The sequence below is a fragment of the Exiguobacterium sp. s50 genome (genome assembly GCF_018618175.1).
Lineage (GTDB): Bacteria > Bacillota > Bacilli > Exiguobacteriales > Exiguobacteriaceae > Exiguobacterium > Exiguobacterium chiriqhucha.
Genome location: NZ_JACSLP010000006.1, coordinates 1 through 22,987 on the forward strand (window position 1 = coordinate 1; position 22,987 = coordinate 22,987).

The window sequence follows — 22,987 nt, forward strand, 5'->3', positions numbered from 1 at the left end:
AAAAAAGGTGGATTGTCCCGACGTGAGTCGGTCCAATCCACCTTTTTTCAGTTCACGCTCGGATAGAGCGGAGGTTTTTCAGTGCCCTCCGCTTATGCAAGGGGTTTTACTTCGAGTGTCTCAGCGAGTGCGGCTAGACGACGCTCGCAATCACGGACGATTTCTTCTGGGAACTCTTCGTCGTACTCGACGCCGTGCGGGTAATAATGTTTTCCGAGAATCGGTGTCAACATTTTGACGACCGCATGACGGTCCTCGATTTGGCCTTCGATTGCATATACCGGTAAGCGAAGGTAGAACGTCTCGCCTGTCGATTGTTTCTCGTACTTCATGTCATACGTTGCACGCTCATAGTCCCAAGCGCCTTCACGGATGAAATGATGATGATCCATGATCGTCTCGAGCAAACCGAAGCGGATCTCTTTTCCCTCGATGTGGAACTGCTCAAATTTCATCATAATCCCCCTTTTCCCTAATAAACCTCATATGTCATCATATCATATTCGAAAACGTTCTTGGAATAACGTGTGTTCAAATTGTGAAAAAAAGATGAACGCCTCAAGCGCGGGGATCGAGGTATTGGGCGATTTTGTCCGAAAGCCTCACCCCGAGCGGCATGAGTCCCTCTGAGCCGAAGAAGACGTTGAACTCTAAAATGTAAAATTCACCGTCGGCGACGATGACGTCGAAGGCCGCGTGATTGATGTGGAGCGTCTTGGCGATGTCGAGCACTTCCGCGACGACGTCTTCCGGGATATCGTCATACGAGAACTGGGCGCCTTGGGCGACGTTATTCAAGAACGCCTCGCTGACACGCCAATACGAACCGACGACTTCTTCACCGATGACGATGATCCGCAGGTCGCGGTCGTTCGGGATGTATTGCTGGACGTAGAACGTCTCGTGCTTGTCGACGTACTCGAGCCAATCCTGTTCATGCTTGATGAGCCAGACGCCTTGTCCCATCGACGACTTGGCCGTCTTGGCGACGAACGGATATTCGAACTCTTCCAAGACACGCTCGATCGTATAAGGGTTTTTCCCGTAGATGAGCGTCTTCGGGATTCGGTGCGGGAACGTCGCCTTGAAGGCGCGCGTCATCTCAATCTTATCGTGTCCGAGATGATACGTGGCCGGGGACGGGAAAATCGGTTTGTTGAGTCCATAGATGATTGAGTTGACCATCCAATATTCAGGGAACAAGACGAGGTCGGCTGCTCTTACTTTATCGAGCTGGTCGTAATAATATTCAGGTTTCGCATAATCGGTCTTAATGCCGGCCGAGCGAATCATATTGAATGAGACTTTTTTCATAGCGAGGTGCAGGTGCGCACCTGTTCACTTCCTTTCTGGTTGGACGCTTGACAGTCACGTTCAATTATAAAGCCGATTGCTTACAGAGGGAATCAAATGTGATAAAATCATGGCAGAAAGGGTGAAAGCCATGATTATTACTGAACAGACGATCGCCCTGCTCGATCAAACGGAATCGTTAGCCGATTTGATTGAAGCGAGCGAGTCGTTCCAAACATATATCGCCACGAAACAAGCGCGAGCCCAATCAGAGGAAGCGCGCCTCGTGGAACGTGAGTTCTTGCGGATGAAAGAAGATTACGAGTACGTACAGCGGTTCGGGAAACATCACCCGGACCACGATCGCATTAAAAAAGAGATGCATCTCGTCAAACGGCGTCTCGATGTCCAGCCAGAAGTGGCCGCATTTAAAAAAGCGGAACGCAGTTTAGATAAACTGCTCGGGGAAGTGAGTGAGCTGTTGGCCTTCTCGGTTTCTCCAAAAATCAAAGTCCCGACCGGAAACCCGTTCTTCGACGAAGGCGGATGTTCAGGCGGAGGAAGTTGTGGAGGCGGAAGCTGTGGATGTGCCATCTGAGACGTTTGAGTTGAATGGTCGAATCGGGTTCGTCGTCTACGTCCAATCGTTGAAACAAGTGAAGGCGTTGCGTCGCTATGCGAACCTGTATTACGTGTCAAAGCGGGAGAAGTACGCCTTCTTGTATACCGACCTTGATGGACATGAGGCGATTCTCGAACAAGTGAGCGCGTTGCCGTTCGTCGAAGCGGTCGTCCGCAGTGAGCGGCCGTTCGTCGCGGAGACGTATGAATCGAAGCAGAAATAACACAGAGATGAAGGCGGCACCGCCTTCATCTTTTGTGGTGAAGGAGAACGGATATGCGAGTGATTTCAGGAGAAAGAAAAGGGACCCGACTCAAGGCGGTCCCGGGGTCGGCCACACGACCAACGACAGATAAAGTAAAAGAATCGTTATTCAACATCATCGGTCCTTATTTCGCCGGGGGCGATGCGCTTGACCTATACGCCGGGAGCGGCGGTCTAGGAATCGAGGCGTTGTCACGGGGGTGTGACCATGCCGTGTTCGTCGACAAGCAACGGAAGGCGGTCCAGACGGTCACAGACAATTTGCAGACGACACGTTACGAGTCGAAAGCGACGGTGCTCCAACAAGACGCCCGCTCGGTTCTCGACCAACTCGTCCTCAAAGGTCAGCCGTTCAAACTGATTTTCATGGACCCTCCGTATCATGCGGAAGAACATGTGCCGTTTTTACAGATCATTGAAACGAACCGGCTGTTGACGGACAACGGCGTCGTCGTCTGCGAGCACGGCAGCGACGTGATGTTGCCGGACCGAGTCGGACAGTTGGAAAAAATCAAGGTGCAACGCTACTCGGACGTGATTACGATCAGCTTTTACGAGTATGCAGCGACCGAGGAGTGAGAACATGTCAAAACGTATCGCGATTTGCCCGGGGAGCTTTGACCCGATTACGAACGGCCATTTAGATATCATCGAGCGGGCGGCGGCCATCTTCGACGAAGTCATCGTCGCCGTGCTCGAAAACTCGAGTAAGGCACCTCTCTTTAACGTGGAAGAGCGTCTGTCGCTCATTCGTGAGGTGACGACACATTTACCGAACGTCACCGCCGACGCGTTTGGGGGTTTGCTCGTCGAATATGCTGCCAAGCGTGAGGCAGCGACCATCGTCCGTGGCCTGCGTGCCGTCTCGGACTTCGAGTATGAGCTTCAAATCGCATCGATCAATAAAAAGTTGAATGAGAACGTGGAGACGTTGTTCATGATGACGAACAGCCAGTACTCGTTCCTCAGCTCCTCGATCGTGAAAGAAGTTGCCAAATACGGGGCGTCCGTCGCCGAGCTCGTCCCGGAGCAAGTCGAACTCGCGTTGCGGCAAAAATATGAAGTGAGTCACGGACAATGAAGTCGCTCAAAATCGGTTTCGGTCTGCTCGTGGCCGTCCTGATTTTCTTGTTCGTGCCCCTCCCGTATTACATCACGTATCCGGGCGAGGCGACGACGATCGAAGAGTTCATGACGGTCGAGGGCGGGGACAAAGAACCGGGCGAACTGAAGATGGTGACCATCTCGCAACGCCGGGCGACACCGCTCTGGCTCGTCGGCAGCTGGTTCACCCCGTTCACGGAGGCCAGCCCGGCCAGCCGCTATCTGTATGACGGGGAAAGCGAGGCGGACTACGAACGTAGACAAGAGTTGTTGATGTCGTCGTCGCAACAAGCGGCGATTCAATACGCCTATGAACTGGCGGACGCCGATGTGACGGTGACGTTTGACGGCATGTACGTCTCGGCCCCAATCACGGGGTCGCTCGCCGCGAACGTCTTGAAGCCGGGTGACATCATCACGGCGCTCGATGGCCAATCGTTCGCGTCGCGCCTTGACTTTATCGAACGCGTCGCCTCATTTGAAGCCGGCGATGAAGTCTCTGTCACGCTCGAACGTGACGGTCGCGAACGTGAGGTCGATACACTGATTCAACCGATTGACCGGAGCGGGGACCGGGTCGGGCTTGGGATTTATGAGCCGCTGCCCGTCCAGGACGTGCGCACGGACCCGGACGTCTCGTTCGAACTGACGAACGTCGGCGGACCGTCGGCCGGTCTCATGTTCACGCTCGAGATTTTTGATCAGTTGACGCCGGGCGATTTGACGGGCGGTGCCGTCATTGCCGGAACGGGAACGGTCGATGAGTTAGGGAACGTCGGGCCGATCGGCGGGGCATGGCAAAAAATCGTAGCTGCGGACGAGGCTGGGGCATCCGTGTTCTTTGTGCCGGCCGGGTCGAACTACGACGAGGCGATGGAGTCGCTCGACCGACTCGACAGCGACATTGAAGTCGTTCCCGTCAAGACGGTCGAGGAAGCCATCGATTATTTAGAGTCGATGAATTGAGGAGTTTGCATATGTTCGACGAGTGACCGATTTCCGAGCGGAAGGCGATACGCCTCGGTCACTCGAGCCTCGAACGCAAGATCGGGATGGTACTTGCTGAGGAGCGGTACGTCTTTTTTTATGTCCTTTAACACAGTGCGCCCGATCGTGTTGAACGCGAGCGGTCGGATATACGGTACGTCGTCGAACCGTTCCGGCAACTCGTCCTGTCGCCAATGGATGAGGATGGCGACGAGCGCGCGTTGGATGGACGTCCGGGTATAACGTCTCGTCAATAAGCGGGCGAGCGCCTGTTCGAACGTCGGCTCGAGCCCGGCTTGAATCAAGCGGGGCGACAGCGAGCTGTCGATACCGACGAGTTGCTCAAGTACGTCTTTCGGGGTCGTCCGCAGCTTATATTGAAGGACGGGCCAATAAAGTGACCAATGCGCCATCGGATTGTCCTGAAACAGCGTTCTCGTGGCGTCAGGGACGGCCTGGACCATACCTGACTCTAAGTAGTGGGCGCGCACGCCCGTGGCCGACATGACGTCTGAGACGCTCGGGTCATGGTATCCGGCCCCGAGACGGCGAATCGTGTGCAGTTCGATGGACGTCGCCGCTTTCGCGTAGTGATAGGCGAGGATGTTGTTTGGGAGCGTCAAATCAAAGTCGGGATAGAGAGACCCGAACGCCTCGCTCGACGCCTTGGCGGAAGAACGCCCATTGTCCAACGCTTCTTTGAACGCCGTCTGATAGGCCGGAGTCGCTTCGATATTGGCCGCCGCGGCCTGGGTCACGGCTCTGATGTCGCCGCTCTCGCTACCGAAGGACAGCGTTTGACAACGCACGCGCTCGGCGATGGAGACCGCGGCGCTCGCGAACCGATCGGCCCGGTGCACGCCGAAACGCGTCGGCAGTTCGATGACGAGGTCGATGGCCCCCGTTTGGACGGCGGCGCGGGCCCGGCTCCATTTGTCGAAAGCTGCCGGCTCGCCGCGCTGGGTGAACTGGGCACTCATGACGGCGATGACGGCGTCAGCGTCGGTTTCGATCCGGGCTCGTTCCGCCTGATGGAGGTGCCCGTTATGGAACGGATTGTACTCGGCAATGATGGCCGTTTTTCGCATAAAATTACTCCTTTGCATTGTCGATTGGATTGGTGTAAGATGGATAAGTACGCTTTGGCAAAGCGCCGTCGTCAACTGATTTTAGTGTAAAGAAAAAACATTGACAAAACAAGTTGGCCTATCTATAATTCATATTGTTGCAATTGAGGTGATTCGGATGAAGTGGTCTATTGCACAGCTACTTAAGCTACGAAACCAGGGTGACAGTTTTACCATCGATGAGATGGTCGAACTACCAGAGCTTACTCAGCTCCATCCGGATATCCGTTCGATTCGTCCGGTGCATGTGCACGGGAATGCGTCGTTCACATCTAATCAAGTTACATTCAATCTGAAGATTCAAGGTGACCTGACGTTGCCAGATGCGCGTACGTTGGATGATGTCATTTATGAATTCGATATTGAATCGCTCGAGCCTTTCTTTTTGGAGAATGGGCGTTATACGGAGCAATTCGATGATGTCAATTTGCCAGAAGGAAATACGATTGATCTGCGACCGATCGTAAAAGAGCTCATCATGTTAGACGTCCCAATGCAAATCTTTGGGAACGAAACAGACAAAACTCAGGTTGAAGGGGAAGGCTGGTCCGTCATTGACGAGCAGCCGGACGACCAACCAAAAATTGACCCGCGCCTCGCGGGGCTCGCTGACTTGTTCTCTAAAAAAGAGGACGAGAACGGCTAACTTTTCAAGGAGGTGGACAACGATGGCAGTACCATTCCGTAGAACGTCGAAAACTCGCAAACGTCTTCGTCGTACTCACTTCAAACTCAACGTACCTGGTATGAACGAGTGCCCGAACTGTGGCGAAATGAAGCTTTCTCACCGTGTATGCAAATCTTGCGGACACTACAACGGTAAAGAAGTAACAAGCAAATAATGCGAAAAGAAGCGGTCTCCTCGGAGGCCGCTTCTTTTTTTATTTTTGGGTCGTGGAAACAGATTGTGGTAAACTTTTCAGTGCAGACTAGACGTGGAGGGATGGCCAATGAAGCCGATTAAACGAATTGGGATTATCGGGAACGGCGCCGTCGGCATGTTGATGGCTTCGCTGTTCGAACCGGACTATACGGTGACGCTCTATGGCCGTGTCGACGAGGCATCGACTGTGACGATCGAACGTACCGGCGTCACGCAGGGAACGGTTCAGGTTCGCCTCTGTCCGGTGACGAAAATCATTGAGACGGAGCAGGACGTGTTCTTTGTGACGACGAAAGCGCATCAGGTCGAGGCGGCGACGGAGCGATTGTCCGGCGACGTGCCCGTATTCATCTGTTCGAACGGAATCGCGCATCTCGACTATGCACGTATGAAAGGATTCCACCTCGGTGTGGTCGAACATGGTGTGAGCCGCGACGGCGATCGGCTCCAGCATACCGGGCTCGGGCGCATCCGCATCGGCAGCCTCGGCTCGCTCGAAAAGATGTCGTTCAACGCGTCACCGCTCACTGTCGTGTGGGAGACGGATATCGAACAAGTCGTCACCGAGAAACTATTCGCCAACGCAATCATCAATCCGATTACGGCGCTCTGCCGTGTCGAGAACGGCGCGGTCGCCATACCGCCTTGCCGCGATATCGCGACGGCGATTTACGAAGAACTGACGATGTTGTTCGACCGTCACGTCCCGTATACATATATCGATACGATTATCGACAAGACGGCACACAATCGTTCCTCGATGCTGCGTGACGTCGAGGCGGGGCGCCAGACCGAGGTCGATGCCATCTTGACGCCGCTCTTGAAACGGGCCGATGAACGAGGCGTCACATTGACCGTCATTCCGGTCATGCAAAAATTAATTTTAGGAGCGAGCGTATCGTGCTAGTGTATATCGTTTCATTTCCACTCGTCATTTGGTTTATGGTGTATATGATACTTAGAAAAATTATGCCGAAATCGGTTAATACGTTCAAACTCGCCTGTGATGCCGGCGTCATCCTTTGGTTTTATGCCTGTGCGGTGCTGCTCGAAGCGATCGTCGGGGTCGATTTGATTTGGCTGTTGCTTGCGGTCTGTGCCGCCATCTTTCCGGCCAACGCGATTTGGCAACGGATTCGCCATGAGGATGTCGTCTATTCGAAGATGTTCGTGCACGGGTGGCGCCTATTGTTTTTGGTGCTCGTCCCGACCCACATCGTCTTGTTTACGATCGGCATCGCACGAGAGATGATGTATTAATCGTTTGAAAGGAAGTCGTTATACGTGAGGATAGAGTCGCTAGACGCCATGTACGCCCCGTCGTCCCCGATGATACAAGTGGAGACGGGCTATTCGAAATGGCTGGACTATACAGGGATGGATGAGCTCGAGGTGAGGGCGGACGAATTGACGAACCGTCCCTTCACGCATTTGCCCGCGCTCGTCGACATTTTGCGAGACCAACAAACCGTCCACGGTCCGATTTCTCCGGCGCTCGAATCAAAACTCGAAGCGTTGGCCGCCGGTGAGGCGTTCACGATGGTGACCGGGCAACAAGTCGGGGTGTTCGGCGGTCCGTTGTTCGCGGTGTATAAACTGTTGACCGTGCTGAAGAAGGCCAAGCAGGCGGAAGCGAAATTGAATAAACCGGTCATCCCCATCTTTTGGATGGCGACGGAAGATCACGACTACGCGGAAATCAACCACGTCTTCGTCAGCCAACCGCTGTCGCGTCAACTGCGCAAAGAGGCGCTCTCGACCGTCCCGCTTGCCGGAAAGGCGTCGGTCGGGGAATTGGAGTTCGACCGCCTAAAAATCGAACTCGTGCAAATGTTGCAGCACCTCTTGTTATCCGAGACGGAGACGCGCTACACGACGACGCTCTATCATGAGCTCGTCGATGTGATTCAAGCGAGCCATTCGTTCGCGCAATTCTTCGGTCAGATGATGCGCCGGTTTGTCGGCACCGACTTCATCTTGTTCGACCCGCATCAACCGGACGTTCGGGCTCTCGAGCGCGATGCGTTCAAACGGTTGATTACGGAACACGACCGCTTGCATGCGGCGCTGCACGATGCGTTCGAGGACGGGATGCCGACCGTCGAGCTGAACCGGGAAGCGGCCCATCTGTTCTATCACGACGGGACGCGCGAACTGTTGACGAAGCAGGACGGGCTCTTCACGACGAAACGGGGACACCGCTTCACCGAGGCCGAGCTGATTCAGCAAGTGGAGGCGCACCCAGAGCGGTTCTCGAACAACGTCGTGTCCCGTCCGCTCATGCAGGACCACTTGTTCCCGACGCTCGCCTATATCGCCGGTCCCGGTGAAATCGCCTATTGGCTTCAACTGCGGCCTTTGTTCCACGTCCTCGATTGGAAGATGCCGCTGTTGATTCCACGGCTCGGGGCCGTGCTCGTCTCGGCGAACGATGAGAAGAAGCTCGCCCAAGAAGGCGTGACGCTCGTCGACTATTTGGCGGACCCGTTACCGGACCACACGTTCGACGACGAAACGTTCGACCAAAACCTGTATGCGTACCGGACGCTCACGGAAGCGATCGGGCGCGAGGCAGGCAAGCAGGGGCACCGGTTTGATGCCAAGGCGCGCCATGTGCTCGAACGACTCGCCGATGAGATGCGTGCCGAAGCGAAGCGCGACCAGTACCGCTTGAACAGTCGCCGGATTCATCTATCGACACGACTCTTGCCGATGGACGCCCCGCAAGAACGGATATGGTCGATGGTCCCGTTGTTGAACCGTCACGGCCTCGATTTGTTCGAGCGCTTGCGCCGGTCTTATGAACAAGTGGATTTCGAGCGATGTTTGGTCAAATTGTAAGCGAAATGAGTGCGATGGAGATGGTTCCCAGAAATTTGTGGGAACCATTTTTTGTTTGTTACCTTTTTGTTTCCTCTTTTCGCTAAAAAGCTATGCGGCGCTTGACATTTTTATGATAAAGTAAACGTAATAAAATAGTTGAAAAATGTAGGTTGAGAGGATTTTTGTATGTTTGAGCATGAAACGGTATTAAAAATGGAGTCCATTGAGGGATTAAATATTAAGCCAGACGGGATTTATGTCGATTGTACGTTAGGAGGAGCCGGTCACAGCGAAGAGATCGTCAAGCGTTTGACGACAGGCCATCTGTACGCCTTCGACCAAGACGACGTCGCGCTCAAGCACGCGAGTGAGCGGCTGGCTCCATATGAGGACCGGGTTACGTTCATTAAAAGCAACTTCGTCCATTTGAAAGACGAACTGTTGGCGCGGGGAATCACTCAGGTCGATGGGGTATTGTTCGACCTTGGCGTGTCGTCGCCGCAGCTCGATGAGGCCGAACGTGGCTTTAGCTACAATTACGACGCACCGCTCGATATGCGTATGGACCGTTCACGCGAGCTGTCCGCATATCACGTCGTCAACGAATGGCCGTTCGGAGATCTTGCCCGCATCTTCTTTACATACGGGGAAGAAAAGTTCTCCAAACAGATTGCGCGCAAGATTGAGCAGGCCCGTGCCGTCAAACCGATCGAGACGACGTTCGAACTCGTCGAATTGATTAAAGACGCGATTCCGGCGCCGGCCCGACGCAAAGGCGGTCATCCTGCGAAGCGGACGTTCCAAGCCATCCGCATCGCCGTCAACGATGAGTTGAACGTGTTCGACCGTGCCGTCCAAGACGCGATCGACATGCTCGCCATCAACGGACGCATTTGCGTCATCACGTTCCACTCGTTAGAAGATCGAATTTGTAAACAAGTGTTCAAAGAGAAAAGCCAGCATCCGCCGTTACCGCCCGGATTGCCGGTCATCCCGAAAGAGTTTGAACCCGAACTGAAATTGATCACGCGCAAGCCGATCACAGCCGGGGACGACGAGCTCGAAGGCAATCGCCGGGCCCGTTCTGCCAAACTCCGGGTCGCAGAAAAACAAAAATAGACTGTACGTAGGAGGGATACCTGATGCCAGAAGCTGCTCGCAAGGCTCTGCAGCCTCAAGTTACGCCGAATCGAAATCCGATTCCGCAAGAACGACCAATACCAGCTCCAAAACGACGTACGTTGACTTTGTTCGAAGCCATCCTGTACCCGACCATGATCTGTTCAGTTGTCCTGTTCGGTGGCATCACGGTATCGAAACATAACGAAGCGTACAACATCATGCGCGATACGGCTCTGATCACACAAGAGACGAACACGATCGCCAAAGAGAATGAAGAATTGAAGTATGAGATCGCCCAACTAAGCTCACCTGAGAGAATCTATGCGATTGCTGAAAAGCTCGGAATGCAATTCAATGAGAACAACGTCAAGGTGATTGACTGATGAATTCTCTACAACAGAGTAAAAAAAGAGTGGCGTGGGTGGCGATTGTTTGCTTCACACCGCTCTTTTTATTTTTTGTCGGTTGGTTCTTCTATTTGTCCGTCTTCCAGACGTATAAAGGAGAGAACATGCTCGCGTTCGCCGAGGAAGAGCGTTGGAAAGCGGTCAGTACGCTAAAAGCGGAGCGTGGTGAAATCTTTGACCGATTCGGACAGCCGATCGCCATCAACATCCCGTCGTACCGCATCGTGGCCGTGTTGAAACTCGGCGGCGAGCGGGTCGAGGACAAGACGCTCATGCCCGATGAGTTCGCCGAAGCCGCCTCACAGCTCGCCACCGTCATTCCGATGACCGAGGCCGACATTTTGAAGCGGCTCGAGCAGAACAAAGATCGCGGTCAAATCGAGTTCGGCGTACCGGGCCGCGATTTGACGGTCGATCAAAAGGAAGAGATTGAGGCGTTCGAGATTCCAGGGATCACGTTCGTCGAAGAACCGAAGCGCTACTATCCGAACAAAGTGTTCGCATCGAGTGTCGTCGGTTATGCCCAGAAAGTCGACCAGAACGGACGCATCGAACTCGTCGGTGAACTCGGGATCGAAAAATCACTCAACGATGTCTTGAGTGAGTCGTATGGGTTGTACCGGTTCGAGAAAGATTTGGCCGGACGCCAAATCGTCTCGAGCGACGAGCAATTGAAAATCGACCCGGAAGACGGGGCCGACGTGCAACTCACGCTCGACCACCGGATTCAACAGCTGCTCGATACGAAAATGGAAGAGCTGTATCAAGAATACAAGCCGAAGAATGCGACGGCGATCATTATGGACCCGAAGACCGGCGAAATCATCGCCTTGTCGGACCGTCCTTCGTTCGACCCGAACACGCGCGAAATCAGCTCGTATAGTAACTTCTCGGTGTCGTCTCGTTTCGAGCCGGGGTCGACGATGAAAATCTTCACGTTGGCCGCCGCCATCAACGAAGGCGTCTATAATCCGAATGAACTGTATAAATCGGGTTCGTATAAGTATGGCAAGACCGTATTCAATGATTACAACATTACCGGATGGGGTACGATTCCTATGGTAGAAGGCGTCTGGCACTCGTCGAACGTCGCGTTCTCGATTCTCGCGAACGAGCGTCTCGGCCTGGGCCGCTATGAAGATTATTTCAACGCCTTCAAGTTCGATCAACGCACGGGCGTCGACTTGCCAGGAGAGGTCAACAGTCAATACGACTTCGAGAGCCCGTTGAACGTCTTGATCACGGCATGGGGCCAATCGACGGCCGTCACGCCGATGCAGATTTTACAAGCGACGTCGGCCATCGCGACCGATGGGACGATGAAACAACCGCACGTCATCAAGAAAGTCGTCAACCGTGAGACCGGCGAGACGATTCGGACGACGAATCCGAAAATCGTCGGACAGCCGATCACGGCCGAGGCGGCCAAACAGACGCGGGAAGCGCTCGATGGCGTCGTCAACAGCGACGTCGGGACGGGGCAACTGTACGCCCTCGACAACTATCGCGTCATCGGGAAGACCGGGACGGCGCAAATTGCCGAGAACGGGAAGTACTTGAGTGGACAATACATCCACTCGTTCGTCGGTATGGCGCCGGAGGATGACCCGGAACTCGTCATGTATATCGCCGTCGACCGCCCGAACAGTGACTCGTCGACGACGGGACCACGCATCATGGCACCGCTGTTCAAAGATGTGATGGACGTCGCGCTCCGCTATCGGAGCGTCGAGCCAAACAAACAAGCGAAATCGATTGACGCCTCGACGAAAACGACGGCCTCGTTCGTCGACCAAGGCCGTGAAGACGCCGTGAAGGAAGCCAAAGCGGCCGCGTTCACACCGGTGGCACTCGGCAACGGGGAGACGGTGACGGCGCAAAGTCCGGTCGAAGGCCAACCGTACGTCGTCGGTGAGCGGTTGCTGTTAAAGACGGAGGACTCGTTCACGATGCCGACGCTCAAGGGCTGGTCACTTCGTGATGTGAAACGACTGGCGACGCTGTATCAATTGAATTTAGAAATAGACGGCACCGGCTTCGTCACGTCCCAATCGATTGGGAAAGGCAAGCCCGTCAAGACGGGAGCGACACTCAAAGTGAGGCTCGCGTCACCGTCGAACTAACGCAAAGGGATGAAGAGGGCCTCGGCTCTCTTTTCCTTTGTCACAGGAGGAAATGGTTATGGAACAGTTGACGATTCAAACACTCGCATCTTGGTTTGGGATGGAAATACAGGATTCGCGTGAGGTACGCCACGTCGCGACCGACTCGCGAGACGACAATGCCGACGGCTTGTTCGTCCCGATTATCGGGGCACGCGTCGATGGACATGATTACATCGAGGCTGCCATCAAGCAAGGGGCGATCGTGACGTTTTGGGAACAAGACCGTCCGTTACCGGAAGGGATTATCGCCATCCCGGTCGCATCACCGTTGACAGCGCTCCAAGAAGCGGCGGCCCGCTATTTGGCGGAAATCAATCCGAAAGTCGTCGCCATCACCGGCTCGAACGGGAAGACGTCAACGAAAGACATGATTGCCGTCGTGCTCGGTGAGACGTTCAAGACGCACAAGACGGCCGGGAACTTCAATTCGGACGTCGGATTGCCGCTCACCGTGCTCCGGATGCCACGCGACACCGAAGTCGCTGTCCTCGAGATGGGCATGAACGGGTTCGGGCAAATCGAGTTGCTTTCGAAGCTCGCCAAACCGGACATCGCTTTCGTCACGAATATCGGCGAGTCACATGGCGAACAAGTCGGAGGGCGCGAGGGGATCGCCAAGGCGAAGCTCGAGATTAAAGCCGGGTTGAAACCGGATGGCGTCTTAATCGTCGATGCCGACGAACCGCTCCTCCGTGAGGCAGGCGGGTACCGCGTCGGATACGATTCGACCGCGGACGGAAAGCTCGAAGTCGTAGAGGCGACGTTTGACGCCTCGATTTTCCGCTACAATAACGAGCTGTATGAGTTGAAAGTGCTCGGGGCCCATCAAATCCTTAACGCCGCCTATGCGATCGCCTGCGGCCTCAAGTTCGGATTAGGACATGACACGATTCAACGAGGTCTCGACCGCGTCCAGTTAACGTCGATGCGGATGGAAAAACGGATGTTCGGCGATGCCCACTTGGTCAATGACGCCTATAACGCGAGCCCGACCTCGATGATTGCCGCCGTCGAGACGATTAAAACGTTAGAAGGGTTCTCACGCCGCGTCCTCGTCCTCGGGGACATGTATGAACTCGGGACGGACGAGGTCGCCCAGCACGAACAAGTCGGCCACGCCATCACGGCCCCGGTCACGGATTGCATCCTCATCGGAGAAAAAGCGAAATGGATCGCGGCAGGTATCACCGACCCGCGTGTGAACGTGACAATGGTGCCGACGGTCGAGGAAGCGAAAGTCCTCCTCGGCAGTTATCAACGCCCCCAGACTGTGATATTGTTAAAAGCATCGCGAGGACTGGCGCTCGAGCGTCTAGTTCAATAAACAGAGTAGTGAGGTACGAACATGTTAATCAGTTTAATCGTCTTAATCAGTTCATTATTGACCGTATTGGTCGTCATGCCGCGGGCCATCCCGGCACTTCGTAACTTAAAGTTTGGCCAAGAAATCCGTGACGAAGGTCCGGGTTGGCACCAAAAGAAATCGGGTACGCCGACGATGGGCGGCATCGTCATCTTGCTCGCCCTCATCATCGGTTTTCTCGTCTCGGTCGTCTTCGGTGAAGCCGTCGCCGGGTTCGGTACGCTCTTGTTCGTGACCCTCGCCTTCGGGGTGATCGGTTTCCTCGACGACTACATTAAAGTCGTCAACAAACGCAACCTCGGTTTGACGTCGCTTCAGAAATTGATCGGTCAAATCGTCGTCTCGGTCTTGTTCGTTTGGTTCCTCTCACTCGGTGGGGCACTTGATACGACGATTCAAATCCCGTTCACTTCGATCGCGTTTGATACGGGCTGGTTGTACGTCGCCATTGTCATCTTCTGGCTCGTCGGTTTCTCGAACGCGGTCAATTTGACGGACGGCCTCGACGGTCTCGTCTCGTTCTCGGCCATCCCGACGTTCGCTTTCTTCGGCATCTATGCCCTCGGGCAAGACGAAGTGGGCATCGCTTGGTTCGCCTTCAGTGCGGTCGGCGCCTTGCTCGGTTTCCTCGTCTTCAATAAATACCCGGCGAAAATCTTTATGGGGGACACGGGCTCGCTCGCCCTTGGTGGTGCGGTCGCCGGCCTTGCCCTCATGCTCAAGCTCGAGCTGTTGCTCGTCTTCGTCGGTATCATCTTTGTCATCGAGACGCTCAGCGTCATCTTGCAAGTGCTCTCGTTCAAGACGACGGGCAAACGAATCTTTAAGATGAGCCCGATTCATCACCATTTCGAAATGGTCGGTTGGTCAGAATGGCGCATCGTCTTGACGTTCGGTGGAATTAGTTTGATCACGGCAGTCTTGTCGTTACTACTCATGTAATGGATGGTGGAAGACATGCAACAACAGTGGAACGATAAACGAGTCCTCGTACTCGGCGCGGCACGGAGCGGCATCGCCGCAGCCGCTTACTTAAGAAATGTCGGCGCGGACGTGACCCTCAATACCGGGAGCGAACCGTCAACGGAAGAACGGATGAAAATTGAAGCGCTCGGCATCAACGGCGTTTTCGGTGCCCATCCGCTCGAATTGCTCGACACGACGGACATGATTGTCAAAAACCCGGGAATCCCGTATCACATCCCGCTCCTTCAAGCAGCGCTTGAGCGGAACATCCCGATTTATACAGAAGTGGAACTCGCCTACTTGGCGACCGATGCCACGTTCGTCGCCATCACCGGCTCGAACGGGAAAACGACGACGACCACGCTCGTTCATGAATTGCTCAAAGGGGGAAGTCGTCCTGTCCATGTGGCAGGGAATATCGGTTTCCCGGCAATCGAAGTCGCATCGAAAGCGAAGCAGGGCGACATCATCGTCATCGAACTATCGAGCTTCCAACTGATGGGCGTTGAGCAGTTCCATCCGCAAGCGGCGGCACTGTTGAACTTGTCACCGGCGCATTTGGATTATCATGGTGACTTCGAATCGTATGCCGACGCCAAAGGGAACTTGTTCCGGAACATGACGGCATCAGACCGTGTCGTCGTCAAAGGCAGTGACACCGAAGTGATGAAACGCGTCCCGGCCGATCTCGATGCTTCGACGTTCGGTTACGACAGCGGGGATGCGCATGTCACCGACGGCTGGATTACGTTGCACGGCAAGCGGGTCATCCGGGTCGAGGATCTCGCCCTCGGCGGGGCCCATAACGTGGAGAACGTGTTGGCAGCCTTGTTGCTCGTTGAACCGTTCGATATCCCGGCCGAACATATCGATCGTGCGTTGCGCACGTTCGGTGGCGTGGCCCACCGAACGGAAAGTCTTGGCCAAGTGCTCGGACGCCGGGTTTATAACGACTCGAAAGCGACGAACAACGTGGCGGCCGAAGCGGCATTGAGCGGATTCGATGCTCCGATCGTTTGGGTGTGCGGGGGACTTGAACGTGGAGCCGAATTGGATTCACTCATTCCGGCGCTCGGACGCGTCAAAGCCATCGTCTCGTACGGTGAGACGGCAGGGCGTTTCCAAGCACTCGGTGAAGCCGAGCAGATTCCATCGTTCGCGGTCGATACGCTCGACGCAGCCGTCCCGCTCGCATTTGAACAGTCAGCCCCAGACGACGTGATTTTATTGTCACCGGCCTGTGCGAGCTGGGACCAATATAAGACGTTTGAAGAGCGCGGCGAACATTTCGTCCGCCTCGTCCATGCATATGAGGAGGCCAATCGATGAAAATCATGATTTCTGGTGGAGGAACGGGTGGTCATATCTACCCGGCACTCGCTCTCCTTGATACGCTCAAACAGCGCCATCCGAACCTCGAGGTGCTCTACATTGGCACTGAGAACGGTCTCGAGGCCGATCTCGTCCCACGCGCTGGTGTGCCGTTCAAATCGATTCGAATCGCCGGGCTCAAACGGTCGTTGTCGCTAGATAACGTCAAGACGGCCTATTGGTTTGTCCAATCTGTCCTGACGTTGCGTAAAGAGATGAAGACGTTCCGTCCGGACGTCGTCATCGGCACGGGCGGATTCGTCTCAGGTCCGGTCGTCTTCACCGCACAACAACTCGGCATCCCGACGATTCTGCATGAACAGAACAGCATCCCAGGCTTGACGAACAAGTTCTTGTCGAAGAAAGCCGACCGGGTCGCCTTGTCGTTCGCCGGTTCGGAATCACAGTTCCCTGATGCGAACGTCCGCGTCATCGGTAACCCGCGCGGGAGCGAAGTGTTGAAGACGACGGTGAACGAAACGTCCGTCCGGGCCGAATATGGTATCGATGAACGTCCAATCGTCTTGATTTACGGCGGCAGCCGCGGAGCCGAGGCCATCAACCGGGCCGTCATCGAGGCCATCCCGGAACTTGCGACCGAACCGGTGAACGTGCTCTACGTGACCGGGAACGTCCATTATGACAACGTCGTGGCGAAGGCGCCAAAAGCCGATAACGTCCATGTGTTGCCATACGTTTACGACATGCCTGAACTGCTCGCGTGTGCGAGTCTCGTCGTGTCGCGGGCCGGTGCCTCGACCATCTCGGAATTGACGGCGCTCGGTTTGCCGAGCATCTTGATTCCGAGTCCGTACGTGACGGCCGACCATCAGACGAAAAACGCCTCGGCGCTCGTCGAAAGCGGCGCGGCCGAACTGATTAAAGAAGGGGATTTGTCGGGCGAGACGCTCGTTCGCTCGATCCGACACGTATTGGCCCATCATGATGAGATGGCCGCAGCCTCGAAACGGTTAGGATTCCCGCACGCCGCGGAGTCGCTCGCCGACCTCGTCGAAGAAGTCCGCGCTTGAAAGGAGAGTAGCCATGGAGACACGTCAGAATACCGTTCGTAGTTTGGAAGACCGAATCCCGTATATGAAAGATCAACGTCGTAAGAAAGCGAACCGACGTTTGTCGACGATCCTGTTGTTGTTCGCGGTGTTGATTGCGCTCGTCGTATATATGCAGACATCGGTGTCTGACGTGAAAGCGGTGAACGTGAACGGCCTGTCCTGGTTGACAGAAGCGTATGTGCTCGCCGAAACGGATATCGACACGTCCACGAAAATCGTTCAAGTGTCGCCGAACGGGATTGAACGGGAACTTCGTAAAGTGCCTGGCGTGAAAGACGTCTCGGTCGATCGCTCCTGGTATAACGTCGTGACGATTGACGTCGAAGAAGAGAAAATGATCGCCTATTCACGAACGGACGAAGAGGAAGTCGTCGTCCTCGCTGACGGTTCTTTGCACCCGACTGGATCGATTACGGATCCAGAGAAGCTAAAAGACGGTCCGTTGTTGCGTGAATTCACCGATGCGGCGGAACTCGAGAAAATCGCGAGTGAGCTCGAGCAAGTCGATGACGCGATGCGGGCCAGGATGTCAGAGATTGTCTTCTCGAAACAGAAAGGCGAACCGACACGATATGAGATTTATATGAACGACGGCAACACGATTCAGACGCCGACGTTCAAGCTCAGTCAAACGGTATCCAAGTACGGCGAAATCTATGAGAATATTCCAAAAGGACAGCGGGGAACCGTCGTCATGGATGGCGGATATTATTTCGTTCCGTACGAAAAACCGAAAGAATAATCTGAATTTTTACAGCCCTTAGACACATAAGGGCTGTTTTTTTATCGATTGTAATCGAATTGACACCCCAAAACCGCGTAATTTGTAGGATTCTACCTTTTCTCACTATCTTATTTGTTGTAAACTTAGACGTGAGATATCTTGCCGGACCTAACAATATTTTTGGATATCTGTAACAATGTAACGGAATTCAAGCACAGAAATTAAAGCGCGGAGGTGTTTCCCTTTTGGAAGCGAATGGTTATGTGGCCGCATTGGATATAGGAACGTCAGAAATTAAGCTCGTCGTGGGTGAACTACTCGGGGGAACGCTTAACATTTTGGCGGAGGGGTGTGCCCCGTCTGCAGGAGTAAAACGTGGCGCCGTCGTCGACATCGATAAGACGGTTCAAGCCATCAAGCAAGCCGTCGAACATGCCGAAGCGGCGCTCGGTGATCAAATTCGGTCGGTATACGTTGCCATCGAAGGGGAACATATCCAAATCGCCCCATGTCATGGAATTGCATCGGTCAAACGAGAAGACCAAGAAATCACGGACACAGACGTCATCGAAGTCATCAATTCGGCGCAAGTCATGCGCTTGCCGGATGAGATGAGTGTCATCGATGTGATTCCGTCTTCCTTCACGGTCGACCAACAGACAGGTGTCGTCGATCCCCGGGGCATGCTCGGTTATCGCTTAGAGATGCACGGCAAGATGGTGACCGGTTCGAAGACGATTTTACATAGCATTCGTCGTTCCATCGAACGGGCGGGACTGAAACTAGAAGGTTTCGTCCTCGGCAACTTGGCGCTCGGCATGAGTGCGGCATCGGTCGATGAAATCGATTTAGGCATCGGCTTGGTCGATATCGGTCATGAAAAGACGACCGTCTCGGTCTTCTATCGAGGCGACCTCGTCTACTCATATATCCTTCCGGTCGGAGGCGATCATATGACGCGCGACTTGGTGTACAAGCTCAACTGTAAATACCAAGACGCCAAAGTGGCGAAAGAAGAGTACGGACTTGCCCTCGAAGAGATGGCGGACGCCTCAGAAGGGTTCTCGTTCACGAACATCAACGGGGAAGTCACGTTCGAACCGCAGTCAGAAATTAGTTACGTTTTAGAGGCAAGAATAGAGGAAATGTTCACGCTTGTGTTGAATAGAGTGCAAAAGGTAGGCGTTCCAACGCTCAGCGGAGGTTATCTCCTCTGTGGTGGGGCCGCTGCTTTACCTGGCATCCAAGAACTAGCGACTCGTGTCATGGGTCAAAAGACGAGACTGTATCAGCCATCGTCGATTGGCGTCAGACATCCGAAATACGCGACCGCGGTCGGCGTCCTCAAGTACGTGCTCATGAGCGATCACCACGTCTCGAAGTCACGACTTGAAAAGCCGGATGACCGTGTGGCCGTCGCAAAACCAGACGGCACGTCTCAAACCGGGAACGTCCAAGACCACGACGATGATGTGGAACCGGACGACCGCGAGACGAAAAACGGTTTCGGTCGATTAATGGAAAAATTATTTGGCGTGTAAATTTGACGTTGTGTTAACAATTGGAAATTACGTAGGGGGATACCTGAAATGATGTACTTTGATGAGGCGATTGACGCCGTAGCAAAAATTAAAGTAATTGGAGTCGGGGGCGGCGGGTCAAACGCTGTCAACCGCATGATCGAGCACGGAGTACAAGGTGTCGAGTTCATCGCCGTCAACACGGACGCGCAAGCACTCAACATGTCGAAAGCGGACGTTAAGCTTCAACTCGGAGCGAAATTGACGCGTGGCCTCGGTGCCGGCGCGAATCCGGATATCGGTAAAAAAGCGGCGGAAGAGAGCCGCGAGCAGTTGATTGAAGCGCTCGATGGCGCGGATATGGTCTTCGTCACAGCTGGTATGGGCGGAGGAACCGGAACGGGGGCAGCACCTGTCATCGCCGAGATTTCAAAAGAAATCGGAGCGCTCACGGTCGGTGTCGTCACGAAACCGTTCATGTTCGAAGGACGCAAACGGATGCAACACGCCCAACACGGGATTCAAGCGTTCAAAGAAAAAGTCGATACACTCATCGTCATTCCAAACGACAAGTTGCTTGAAATCGTCGAGCGCAACACGCCGATGATCGAAGCGTTCCGTGAAGCGGATAACGTCCTTCGCCAAGGTGTCCAAGGGATCACGGACTTGATCGCCATTCCTGGTCTCATCAACCTTGACTTCGCTGACGTCAAGACGATCATGACGGAAAAAGGTTCGGCACTCATGGGTGTCGGTGTCGCCACTGGCGAGAACCGTGCCGTCGAAGCAGCGAAGAAAGCCATCTCATCTCCACTTCTCGAGTCTTCAATCGAAGGCGCGAAAGGTGTCTTGATGAACATCACAGGCGGACTTAGCCTCAGCTTGTATGAAGTCACGGAAGCAGCTCAAATCGTTCAAAGTGCCGCAGATGAAGAAGTGAACTTGATTTTCGGTTCGGTCATCAACGAAAACTTGAACGACGAGATTATCGTTACCGTGATCGCAACTGAATTCGCAGAAGAAGCGCAAGGGACGAACCCGTTCCTTCAACAACCGAAGAAACAACCGGAAGCTGAAGTGAACCGTGAGGCTCAACCGAAAGCGCAAGAAGCTGCGCCACAAGATGAAGGGAACTTCCATAGACCGGTCTATGGTGGGGACGTCCCAGACGAGACGATCAACATCCCAGCGTTCGTAAGACAACGCCGTAACTAAACAACAGGGGGTGCCGGTTCTCGGCATCCCCTTTTTCTAAAAAAGGAGAATCATATGCGACTGTTACATACATGGGAAACCGAAACGTATCGCTATCAGGCTTATGTGACGACCCGGACGGACGGACATAATGAAGGCAACGTCGGACTCCACGTCGGCGATGACGCAGATCAGGTCGTCGCCAATCGGGAGTACTTCTTTGACGCGGCCGGTCTTGCCCTCGCGGATTCGGTGTGGGCCGACCAAGTCCATCAGACGAACGTCGAAGTCGTCGGTGACGCCGACCGCGGCAAAGGCGCGTATTCCTATGACGAGACGATTCCGGCGACGGACGGCCTCATCACGACGGCCGACGCGTTGCCACTCGCCCTCGTCTTTGCCGACTGTGTCCCGCTCTTCTTCTGTGCCGAGGACCATGGCGTCATCGGTGTGGCCCATGCCGGGTGGAAAGGGACGGTCGGGAATATCGTCGCCGCGATGACGGATGCGTTCGCCACGCTCGGCGTTCCGGCCGAAGCCATCGACATGTTCGTCGGGCCGGCCATCACAGCCGAACATTATGAGGTCGACCGCCGCGTCCTGGATGCGGTCGAAGCGGTCTCACCGGCTGCGTATGCATCAGCGGTCATGGACGAACGAGCGGGCCATGCCCGTCTATCCCTGCAGCAAGTGAACGAGACGCTCGCTGTGGAACGAAATATCGAGGTCACCCAATCGAACTTGTCGACCGTTTCTGATCAGACGTTTTTCTCGTATCGGAATGGAGACGCCAAGCGTCGTTTTGCGGCCGTCCTCGTCAAGGAGAAGAAATCGTGAGTATAGCCAATAATGTGAAGCAAGTCAGACAGACGATCGACGCGCATCGGGCCGATCAAGCGGTGACGCTCATCGCGGTCACGAAATCGGTCGGTCCCGACGTGGCGAACGCCCTCTATGCAGAAGGCATCCGCGACTTCGGCGAAAATCGTCCCGAAGGATTGCTTGAGAAAGTCGAGCAGTTGCCGGCTGATGCCAAGTTCCATTTCATCGGCAGCCTGCAGACACGTAAAGTGAGACAAATTATCGACCATGTGGCAGCGATTCATTCGCTCGACCGCATCTCGCTCGCCGAAGAGATCGATAAACGCGCCCAAGGCGTGATCGATTGTTTCGTGCAAGTGAACGTATCGGGCGAAGCGTCAAAACATGGTCTCGAAAAAGAGGAAGTCATCCCGTTCATCGAGAACTGTAAACAGTATCCTCACGTGCGGATCATCGGCCTGATGACGATGGCCCCGTTCACAGAGGACGAGACGGTGATTCGGGAGACGTTCCGAAACTTGAGACAGTTGCGCGATGACGTCGCGCGTCATGCCTATGCGCATGCACCGTGTACCGAACTGTCAATGGGTATGTCGAACGACTACACGTTGGCAATCGAAGAAGGCGCATCGTTTGTTCGTATTGGAACCGTACTTGTGCAATAATATATTTTAAGGAGGAATCCGTTATGTCAATCAAAAACAAAATGAAGGACTTCTTTGGACTCGAGGAAGATCCGAACAACCAGTTCGAAGGAGACGAGTATGCTGTCGCCGAAACGAAGACACAACCGATGACGGAGGCAATCGTCAAAACGGAGGACCGTCCGAAAACATCGAACAATATCGTCGCGTTGAACACGAAGAAGAAAGAACGTTCAAAAGTCGTCTTGGCCGAGCCGCGTGTATTCGCTGAAGCCCAAGACATCAGCGACCAGTTGAAAGAAAACCGGGCCGTCATCGTCAACCTTCAACGGATGTCGAAAGAGCAGTCTCGTCAAGTCGTCAACTTCTTGTCAGGTGTCGTCTATGCGTTAGAAGGGACGATGACGTCGATTGGACATAACACGATTCTATGTACTCCGAACAACATCGAGTTGACGGGGTCAATCTCGAACTTGATTTCGGAGGACGAACTCAACAGTAAAGGGTGGTAAC

26 protein-coding genes are annotated in these 22,987 nt (G+C 54.3%); 23 read left to right on the forward strand and 3 right to left on the reverse strand.

Translation table 11 applies throughout. The annotated features are described in order from the left end of the window. Nucleotides 1–92: 92 nt before the first annotated feature. Both KNP68_RS09510 and KNP68_RS09515 read right to left on the reverse strand, forming a co-directional pair. Nucleotides 93–455, reverse strand: coding sequence for a YugN family protein (locus tag KNP68_RS09510; RefSeq protein ID WP_021067026.1), 363 nt, complete (start codon nucleotides 453–455; stop codon nucleotides 93–95). Nucleotides 456–558: 103 nt separating this feature from the next. Continuing rightward, on the reverse strand, nucleotides 559–1,314 hold the full coding sequence (locus tag KNP68_RS09515) for an ATP-grasp domain-containing protein (RefSeq protein WP_021067027.1): 756 nt from the start codon (nucleotides 1,312–1,314) through the stop codon (nucleotides 559–561). Between the two features lie 130 nt (nucleotides 1,315–1,444). Here KNP68_RS09515 and KNP68_RS09520 point away from each other — a divergent pair, with 130 nt between their 5' ends. The 5 genes from KNP68_RS09520 to KNP68_RS09540 are packed head-to-tail and all read left to right on the forward strand — an operon-like array spanning nucleotide 1,445 to nucleotide 4,249. After that, a complete protein-coding gene (locus KNP68_RS09520; RefSeq protein ID WP_034777059.1) occupies nucleotides 1,445–1,891 on the forward strand; it encodes a YlbF/YmcA family competence regulator in 447 nt (148 codons plus the stop codon). After that, entirely contained in the window at nucleotides 1,875–2,138 is a 264-nt protein-coding gene (locus tag KNP68_RS09525; RefSeq protein ID WP_021067029.1) for a DUF2129 domain-containing protein, read from the forward strand. The genes KNP68_RS09520 and KNP68_RS09525 overlap by 17 nt, the downstream gene beginning before the upstream one ends. Before the next feature lie 53 nt (nucleotides 2,139–2,191). Next, entirely contained in the window at nucleotides 2,192–2,758 is a 567-nt protein-coding gene (gene rsmD, locus KNP68_RS09530) for a 16S rRNA (guanine(966)-N(2))-methyltransferase RsmD (protein WP_214799490.1), read from the forward strand. 4 nt (nucleotides 2,759–2,762) lie between these two features. After that, nucleotides 2,763–3,260, forward strand: a complete 498-nt coding sequence (gene coaD / locus KNP68_RS09535) for a pantetheine-phosphate adenylyltransferase (RefSeq protein ID WP_029595744.1) — start codon at nucleotides 2,763–2,765, stop codon at nucleotides 3,258–3,260. After that, entirely contained in the window at nucleotides 3,257–4,249 is a 993-nt protein-coding gene (locus KNP68_RS09540; RefSeq protein ID WP_214799492.1) for a SepM family pheromone-processing serine protease, read from the forward strand. Before coaD ends, KNP68_RS09540 begins: the two co-directional genes overlap by 4 nt. On the opposite strand, the gene KNP68_RS09545 is transcribed toward KNP68_RS09540, so the two are convergent. Further along, nucleotides 4,228–5,358 carry a tRNA(Met) cytidine acetate ligase gene (locus KNP68_RS09545; protein WP_214799494.1) on the reverse strand — a complete coding sequence of 377 codons (1,131 nt, stop codon included), beginning with the start codon at nucleotides 5,356–5,358 and terminating at the stop codon, nucleotides 4,228–4,230. The two genes, KNP68_RS09540 and KNP68_RS09545, sit on opposite strands and share 22 nt — an antisense overlap. Before the next feature lie 157 nt (nucleotides 5,359–5,515). On the opposite strand from KNP68_RS09545, the gene KNP68_RS09550 reads away from it, so the two are divergent. The 18 genes from KNP68_RS09550 (at nucleotide 5,516) to KNP68_RS09635 (ending at nucleotide 22,986) form a co-directional block, all read left to right on the forward strand. After that, nucleotides 5,516–6,043 carry a YceD family protein gene (locus tag KNP68_RS09550; RefSeq protein WP_029595742.1) on the forward strand — a complete coding sequence of 176 codons (528 nt, stop codon included), beginning with the start codon at nucleotides 5,516–5,518 and terminating at the stop codon, nucleotides 6,041–6,043. Between the two features lie 22 nt (nucleotides 6,044–6,065). Then, nucleotides 6,066–6,239 (forward strand): 50S ribosomal protein L32, encoded by a 174-nt coding sequence (gene rpmF / locus KNP68_RS09555; protein WP_015881300.1) that lies wholly within the window; start codon nucleotides 6,066–6,068, stop codon nucleotides 6,237–6,239. A gap of 108 nt (nucleotides 6,240–6,347) precedes the next feature. Next, the gene (locus KNP68_RS09560; RefSeq protein ID WP_214799496.1) at nucleotides 6,348–7,187 is read left to right on the forward strand and encodes a ketopantoate reductase C-terminal domain-containing protein; all 840 of its coding nucleotides are present in this window, start codon (nucleotides 6,348–6,350) and stop codon (nucleotides 7,185–7,187) included. Then, the gene (locus KNP68_RS09565; RefSeq protein ID WP_353048239.1) at nucleotides 7,187–7,540 is read left to right on the forward strand and encodes a DUF3397 domain-containing protein; all 354 of its coding nucleotides are present in this window, start codon (nucleotides 7,187–7,189) and stop codon (nucleotides 7,538–7,540) included. The genes KNP68_RS09560 and KNP68_RS09565 overlap by 1 nt, the downstream gene beginning before the upstream one ends. A 24-nt stretch (nucleotides 7,541–7,564) precedes the next feature. Further along, complete coding sequence (bshC, locus tag KNP68_RS09570) at nucleotides 7,565–9,121, forward strand: bacillithiol biosynthesis cysteine-adding enzyme BshC (RefSeq protein ID WP_353048033.1); 1,557 nt, start codon at nucleotides 7,565–7,567, stop codon at nucleotides 9,119–9,121. 168 nt (nucleotides 9,122–9,289) lie between these two features. Next, on the forward strand, nucleotides 9,290–10,222 hold the full coding sequence (gene rsmH / locus KNP68_RS09575) for a 16S rRNA (cytosine(1402)-N(4))-methyltransferase RsmH (protein WP_021067038.1): 933 nt from the start codon (nucleotides 9,290–9,292) through the stop codon (nucleotides 10,220–10,222). A gap of 23 nt (nucleotides 10,223–10,245) precedes the next feature. Then, nucleotides 10,246–10,608, forward strand: a complete 363-nt coding sequence (gene ftsL, locus KNP68_RS09580) for a cell division protein FtsL (protein WP_251130760.1) — start codon at nucleotides 10,246–10,248, stop codon at nucleotides 10,606–10,608. Between the two features lie 38 nt (nucleotides 10,609–10,646). Continuing rightward, nucleotides 10,647–12,755: a penicillin-binding protein gene (locus KNP68_RS09585; RefSeq protein WP_353048032.1), complete on the forward strand. Its 2,109-nt coding sequence runs from the start codon at nucleotides 10,647–10,649 to the stop codon at nucleotides 12,753–12,755. A 58-nt stretch (nucleotides 12,756–12,813) separates the two neighbouring features. Further along, nucleotides 12,814–14,121: a UDP-N-acetylmuramoyl-tripeptide--D-alanyl-D-alanine ligase gene (locus tag KNP68_RS09590; RefSeq protein ID WP_251131490.1), complete on the forward strand. Its 1,308-nt coding sequence runs from the start codon at nucleotides 12,814–12,816 to the stop codon at nucleotides 14,119–14,121. A 21-nt stretch (nucleotides 14,122–14,142) separates the two neighbouring features. Beyond that, nucleotides 14,143–15,102 (forward strand): phospho-N-acetylmuramoyl-pentapeptide-transferase, encoded by a 960-nt coding sequence (mraY, locus tag KNP68_RS09595; RefSeq protein WP_214799498.1) that lies wholly within the window; start codon nucleotides 14,143–14,145, stop codon nucleotides 15,100–15,102. A 15-nt stretch (nucleotides 15,103–15,117) separates the two neighbouring features. Further along, a complete protein-coding gene (gene murD / locus KNP68_RS09600; protein ID WP_251131491.1) occupies nucleotides 15,118–16,455 on the forward strand; it encodes a UDP-N-acetylmuramoyl-L-alanine--D-glutamate ligase in 1,338 nt (445 codons plus the stop codon). Then, nucleotides 16,452–17,528 carry an undecaprenyldiphospho-muramoylpentapeptide beta-N-acetylglucosaminyltransferase gene (gene murG / locus KNP68_RS09605; RefSeq protein ID WP_029595735.1) on the forward strand — a complete coding sequence of 359 codons (1,077 nt, stop codon included), beginning with the start codon at nucleotides 16,452–16,454 and terminating at the stop codon, nucleotides 17,526–17,528. Before murD ends, murG begins: the two co-directional genes overlap by 4 nt. Nucleotides 17,529–17,541: 13 nt before the next feature. Continuing rightward, the gene (locus KNP68_RS09610; RefSeq protein ID WP_214713833.1) at nucleotides 17,542–18,312 is read left to right on the forward strand and encodes a cell division protein FtsQ/DivIB; all 771 of its coding nucleotides are present in this window, start codon (nucleotides 17,542–17,544) and stop codon (nucleotides 18,310–18,312) included. Between the two features lie 227 nt (nucleotides 18,313–18,539). Continuing rightward, nucleotides 18,540–19,835 carry a cell division protein FtsA gene (gene ftsA, locus KNP68_RS09615; RefSeq protein ID WP_214713831.1) on the forward strand — a complete coding sequence of 432 codons (1,296 nt, stop codon included), beginning with the start codon at nucleotides 18,540–18,542 and terminating at the stop codon, nucleotides 19,833–19,835. A 48-nt stretch (nucleotides 19,836–19,883) separates the two neighbouring features. Continuing rightward, nucleotides 19,884–21,029 (forward strand): cell division protein FtsZ, encoded by a 1,146-nt coding sequence (gene ftsZ / locus KNP68_RS09620; RefSeq protein WP_021067047.1) that lies wholly within the window; start codon nucleotides 19,884–19,886, stop codon nucleotides 21,027–21,029. Between the two features lie 54 nt (nucleotides 21,030–21,083). Then, nucleotides 21,084–21,845, forward strand: a complete 762-nt coding sequence (pgeF, locus tag KNP68_RS09625) for a peptidoglycan editing factor PgeF (protein WP_214713829.1) — start codon at nucleotides 21,084–21,086, stop codon at nucleotides 21,843–21,845. Beyond that, nucleotides 21,842–22,495 carry a YggS family pyridoxal phosphate-dependent enzyme gene (locus tag KNP68_RS09630; RefSeq protein WP_214713827.1) on the forward strand — a complete coding sequence of 218 codons (654 nt, stop codon included), beginning with the start codon at nucleotides 21,842–21,844 and terminating at the stop codon, nucleotides 22,493–22,495. The genes pgeF and KNP68_RS09630 overlap by 4 nt, the downstream gene beginning before the upstream one ends. A 23-nt stretch (nucleotides 22,496–22,518) precedes the next feature. Continuing rightward, nucleotides 22,519–22,986, forward strand: coding sequence for a cell division protein SepF (locus KNP68_RS09635; RefSeq protein WP_029595732.1), 468 nt, complete (start codon nucleotides 22,519–22,521; stop codon nucleotides 22,984–22,986). Nucleotide 22,987: the final 1 nt, after the last annotated feature.

Coding starts and splice junctions, on each gene's coding strand:
- KNP68_RS09560 (WP_214799496.1), top strand. CDS start 6,348: ATGAAGCCGATTAAACGAATTGGGATTATCGGGAACGGCGCCGTCGGC.
- KNP68_RS09590 (WP_251131490.1), top strand. CDS start 12,814: ATGGAACAGTTGACGATTCAAACACTCGCATCTTGGTTTGGGATGGAA.
- murG (WP_029595735.1), top strand. CDS start 16,452: ATGAAAATCATGATTTCTGGTGGAGGAACGGGTGGTCATATCTACCCG.
- rsmD (WP_214799490.1), top strand. CDS start 2,192: ATGCGAGTGATTTCAGGAGAAAGAAAAGGGACCCGACTCAAGGCGGTC.
- mraY (WP_214799498.1), top strand. CDS start 14,143: ATGTTAATCAGTTTAATCGTCTTAATCAGTTCATTATTGACCGTATTG.
- coaD (WP_029595744.1), top strand. CDS start 2,763: ATGTCAAAACGTATCGCGATTTGCCCGGGGAGCTTTGACCCGATTACG.
- KNP68_RS09510 (WP_021067026.1), bottom strand. CDS start 455: ATGAAATTTGAGCAGTTCCACATCGAGGGAAAAGAGATCCGCTTCGGT.
- KNP68_RS09635 (WP_029595732.1), top strand. CDS start 22,519: ATGTCAATCAAAAACAAAATGAAGGACTTCTTTGGACTCGAGGAAGAT.
- rpmF (WP_015881300.1), top strand. CDS start 6,066: ATGGCAGTACCATTCCGTAGAACGTCGAAAACTCGCAAACGTCTTCGT.
- pgeF (WP_214713829.1), top strand. CDS start 21,084: ATGCGACTGTTACATACATGGGAAACCGAAACGTATCGCTATCAGGCT.
- ftsL (WP_251130760.1), top strand. CDS start 10,246: ATGCCAGAAGCTGCTCGCAAGGCTCTGCAGCCTCAAGTTACGCCGAAT.
- rsmH (WP_021067038.1), top strand. CDS start 9,290: ATGTTTGAGCATGAAACGGTATTAAAAATGGAGTCCATTGAGGGATTA.
- KNP68_RS09610 (WP_214713833.1), top strand. CDS start 17,542: ATGGAGACACGTCAGAATACCGTTCGTAGTTTGGAAGACCGAATCCCG.
- KNP68_RS09515 (WP_021067027.1), bottom strand. CDS start 1,314: ATGAAAAAAGTCTCATTCAATATGATTCGCTCGGCCGGCATTAAGACC.
- KNP68_RS09520 (WP_034777059.1), top strand. CDS start 1,445: ATGATTATTACTGAACAGACGATCGCCCTGCTCGATCAAACGGAATCG.
- KNP68_RS09540 (WP_214799492.1), top strand. CDS start 3,257: ATGAAGTCGCTCAAAATCGGTTTCGGTCTGCTCGTGGCCGTCCTGATT.
- KNP68_RS09550 (WP_029595742.1), top strand. CDS start 5,516: ATGAAGTGGTCTATTGCACAGCTACTTAAGCTACGAAACCAGGGTGAC.
- ftsZ (WP_021067047.1), top strand. CDS start 19,884: ATGATGTACTTTGATGAGGCGATTGACGCCGTAGCAAAAATTAAAGTA.
- murD (WP_251131491.1), top strand. CDS start 15,118: ATGCAACAACAGTGGAACGATAAACGAGTCCTCGTACTCGGCGCGGCA.
- KNP68_RS09545 (WP_214799494.1), bottom strand. CDS start 5,358: ATGCGAAAAACGGCCATCATTGCCGAGTACAATCCGTTCCATAACGGG.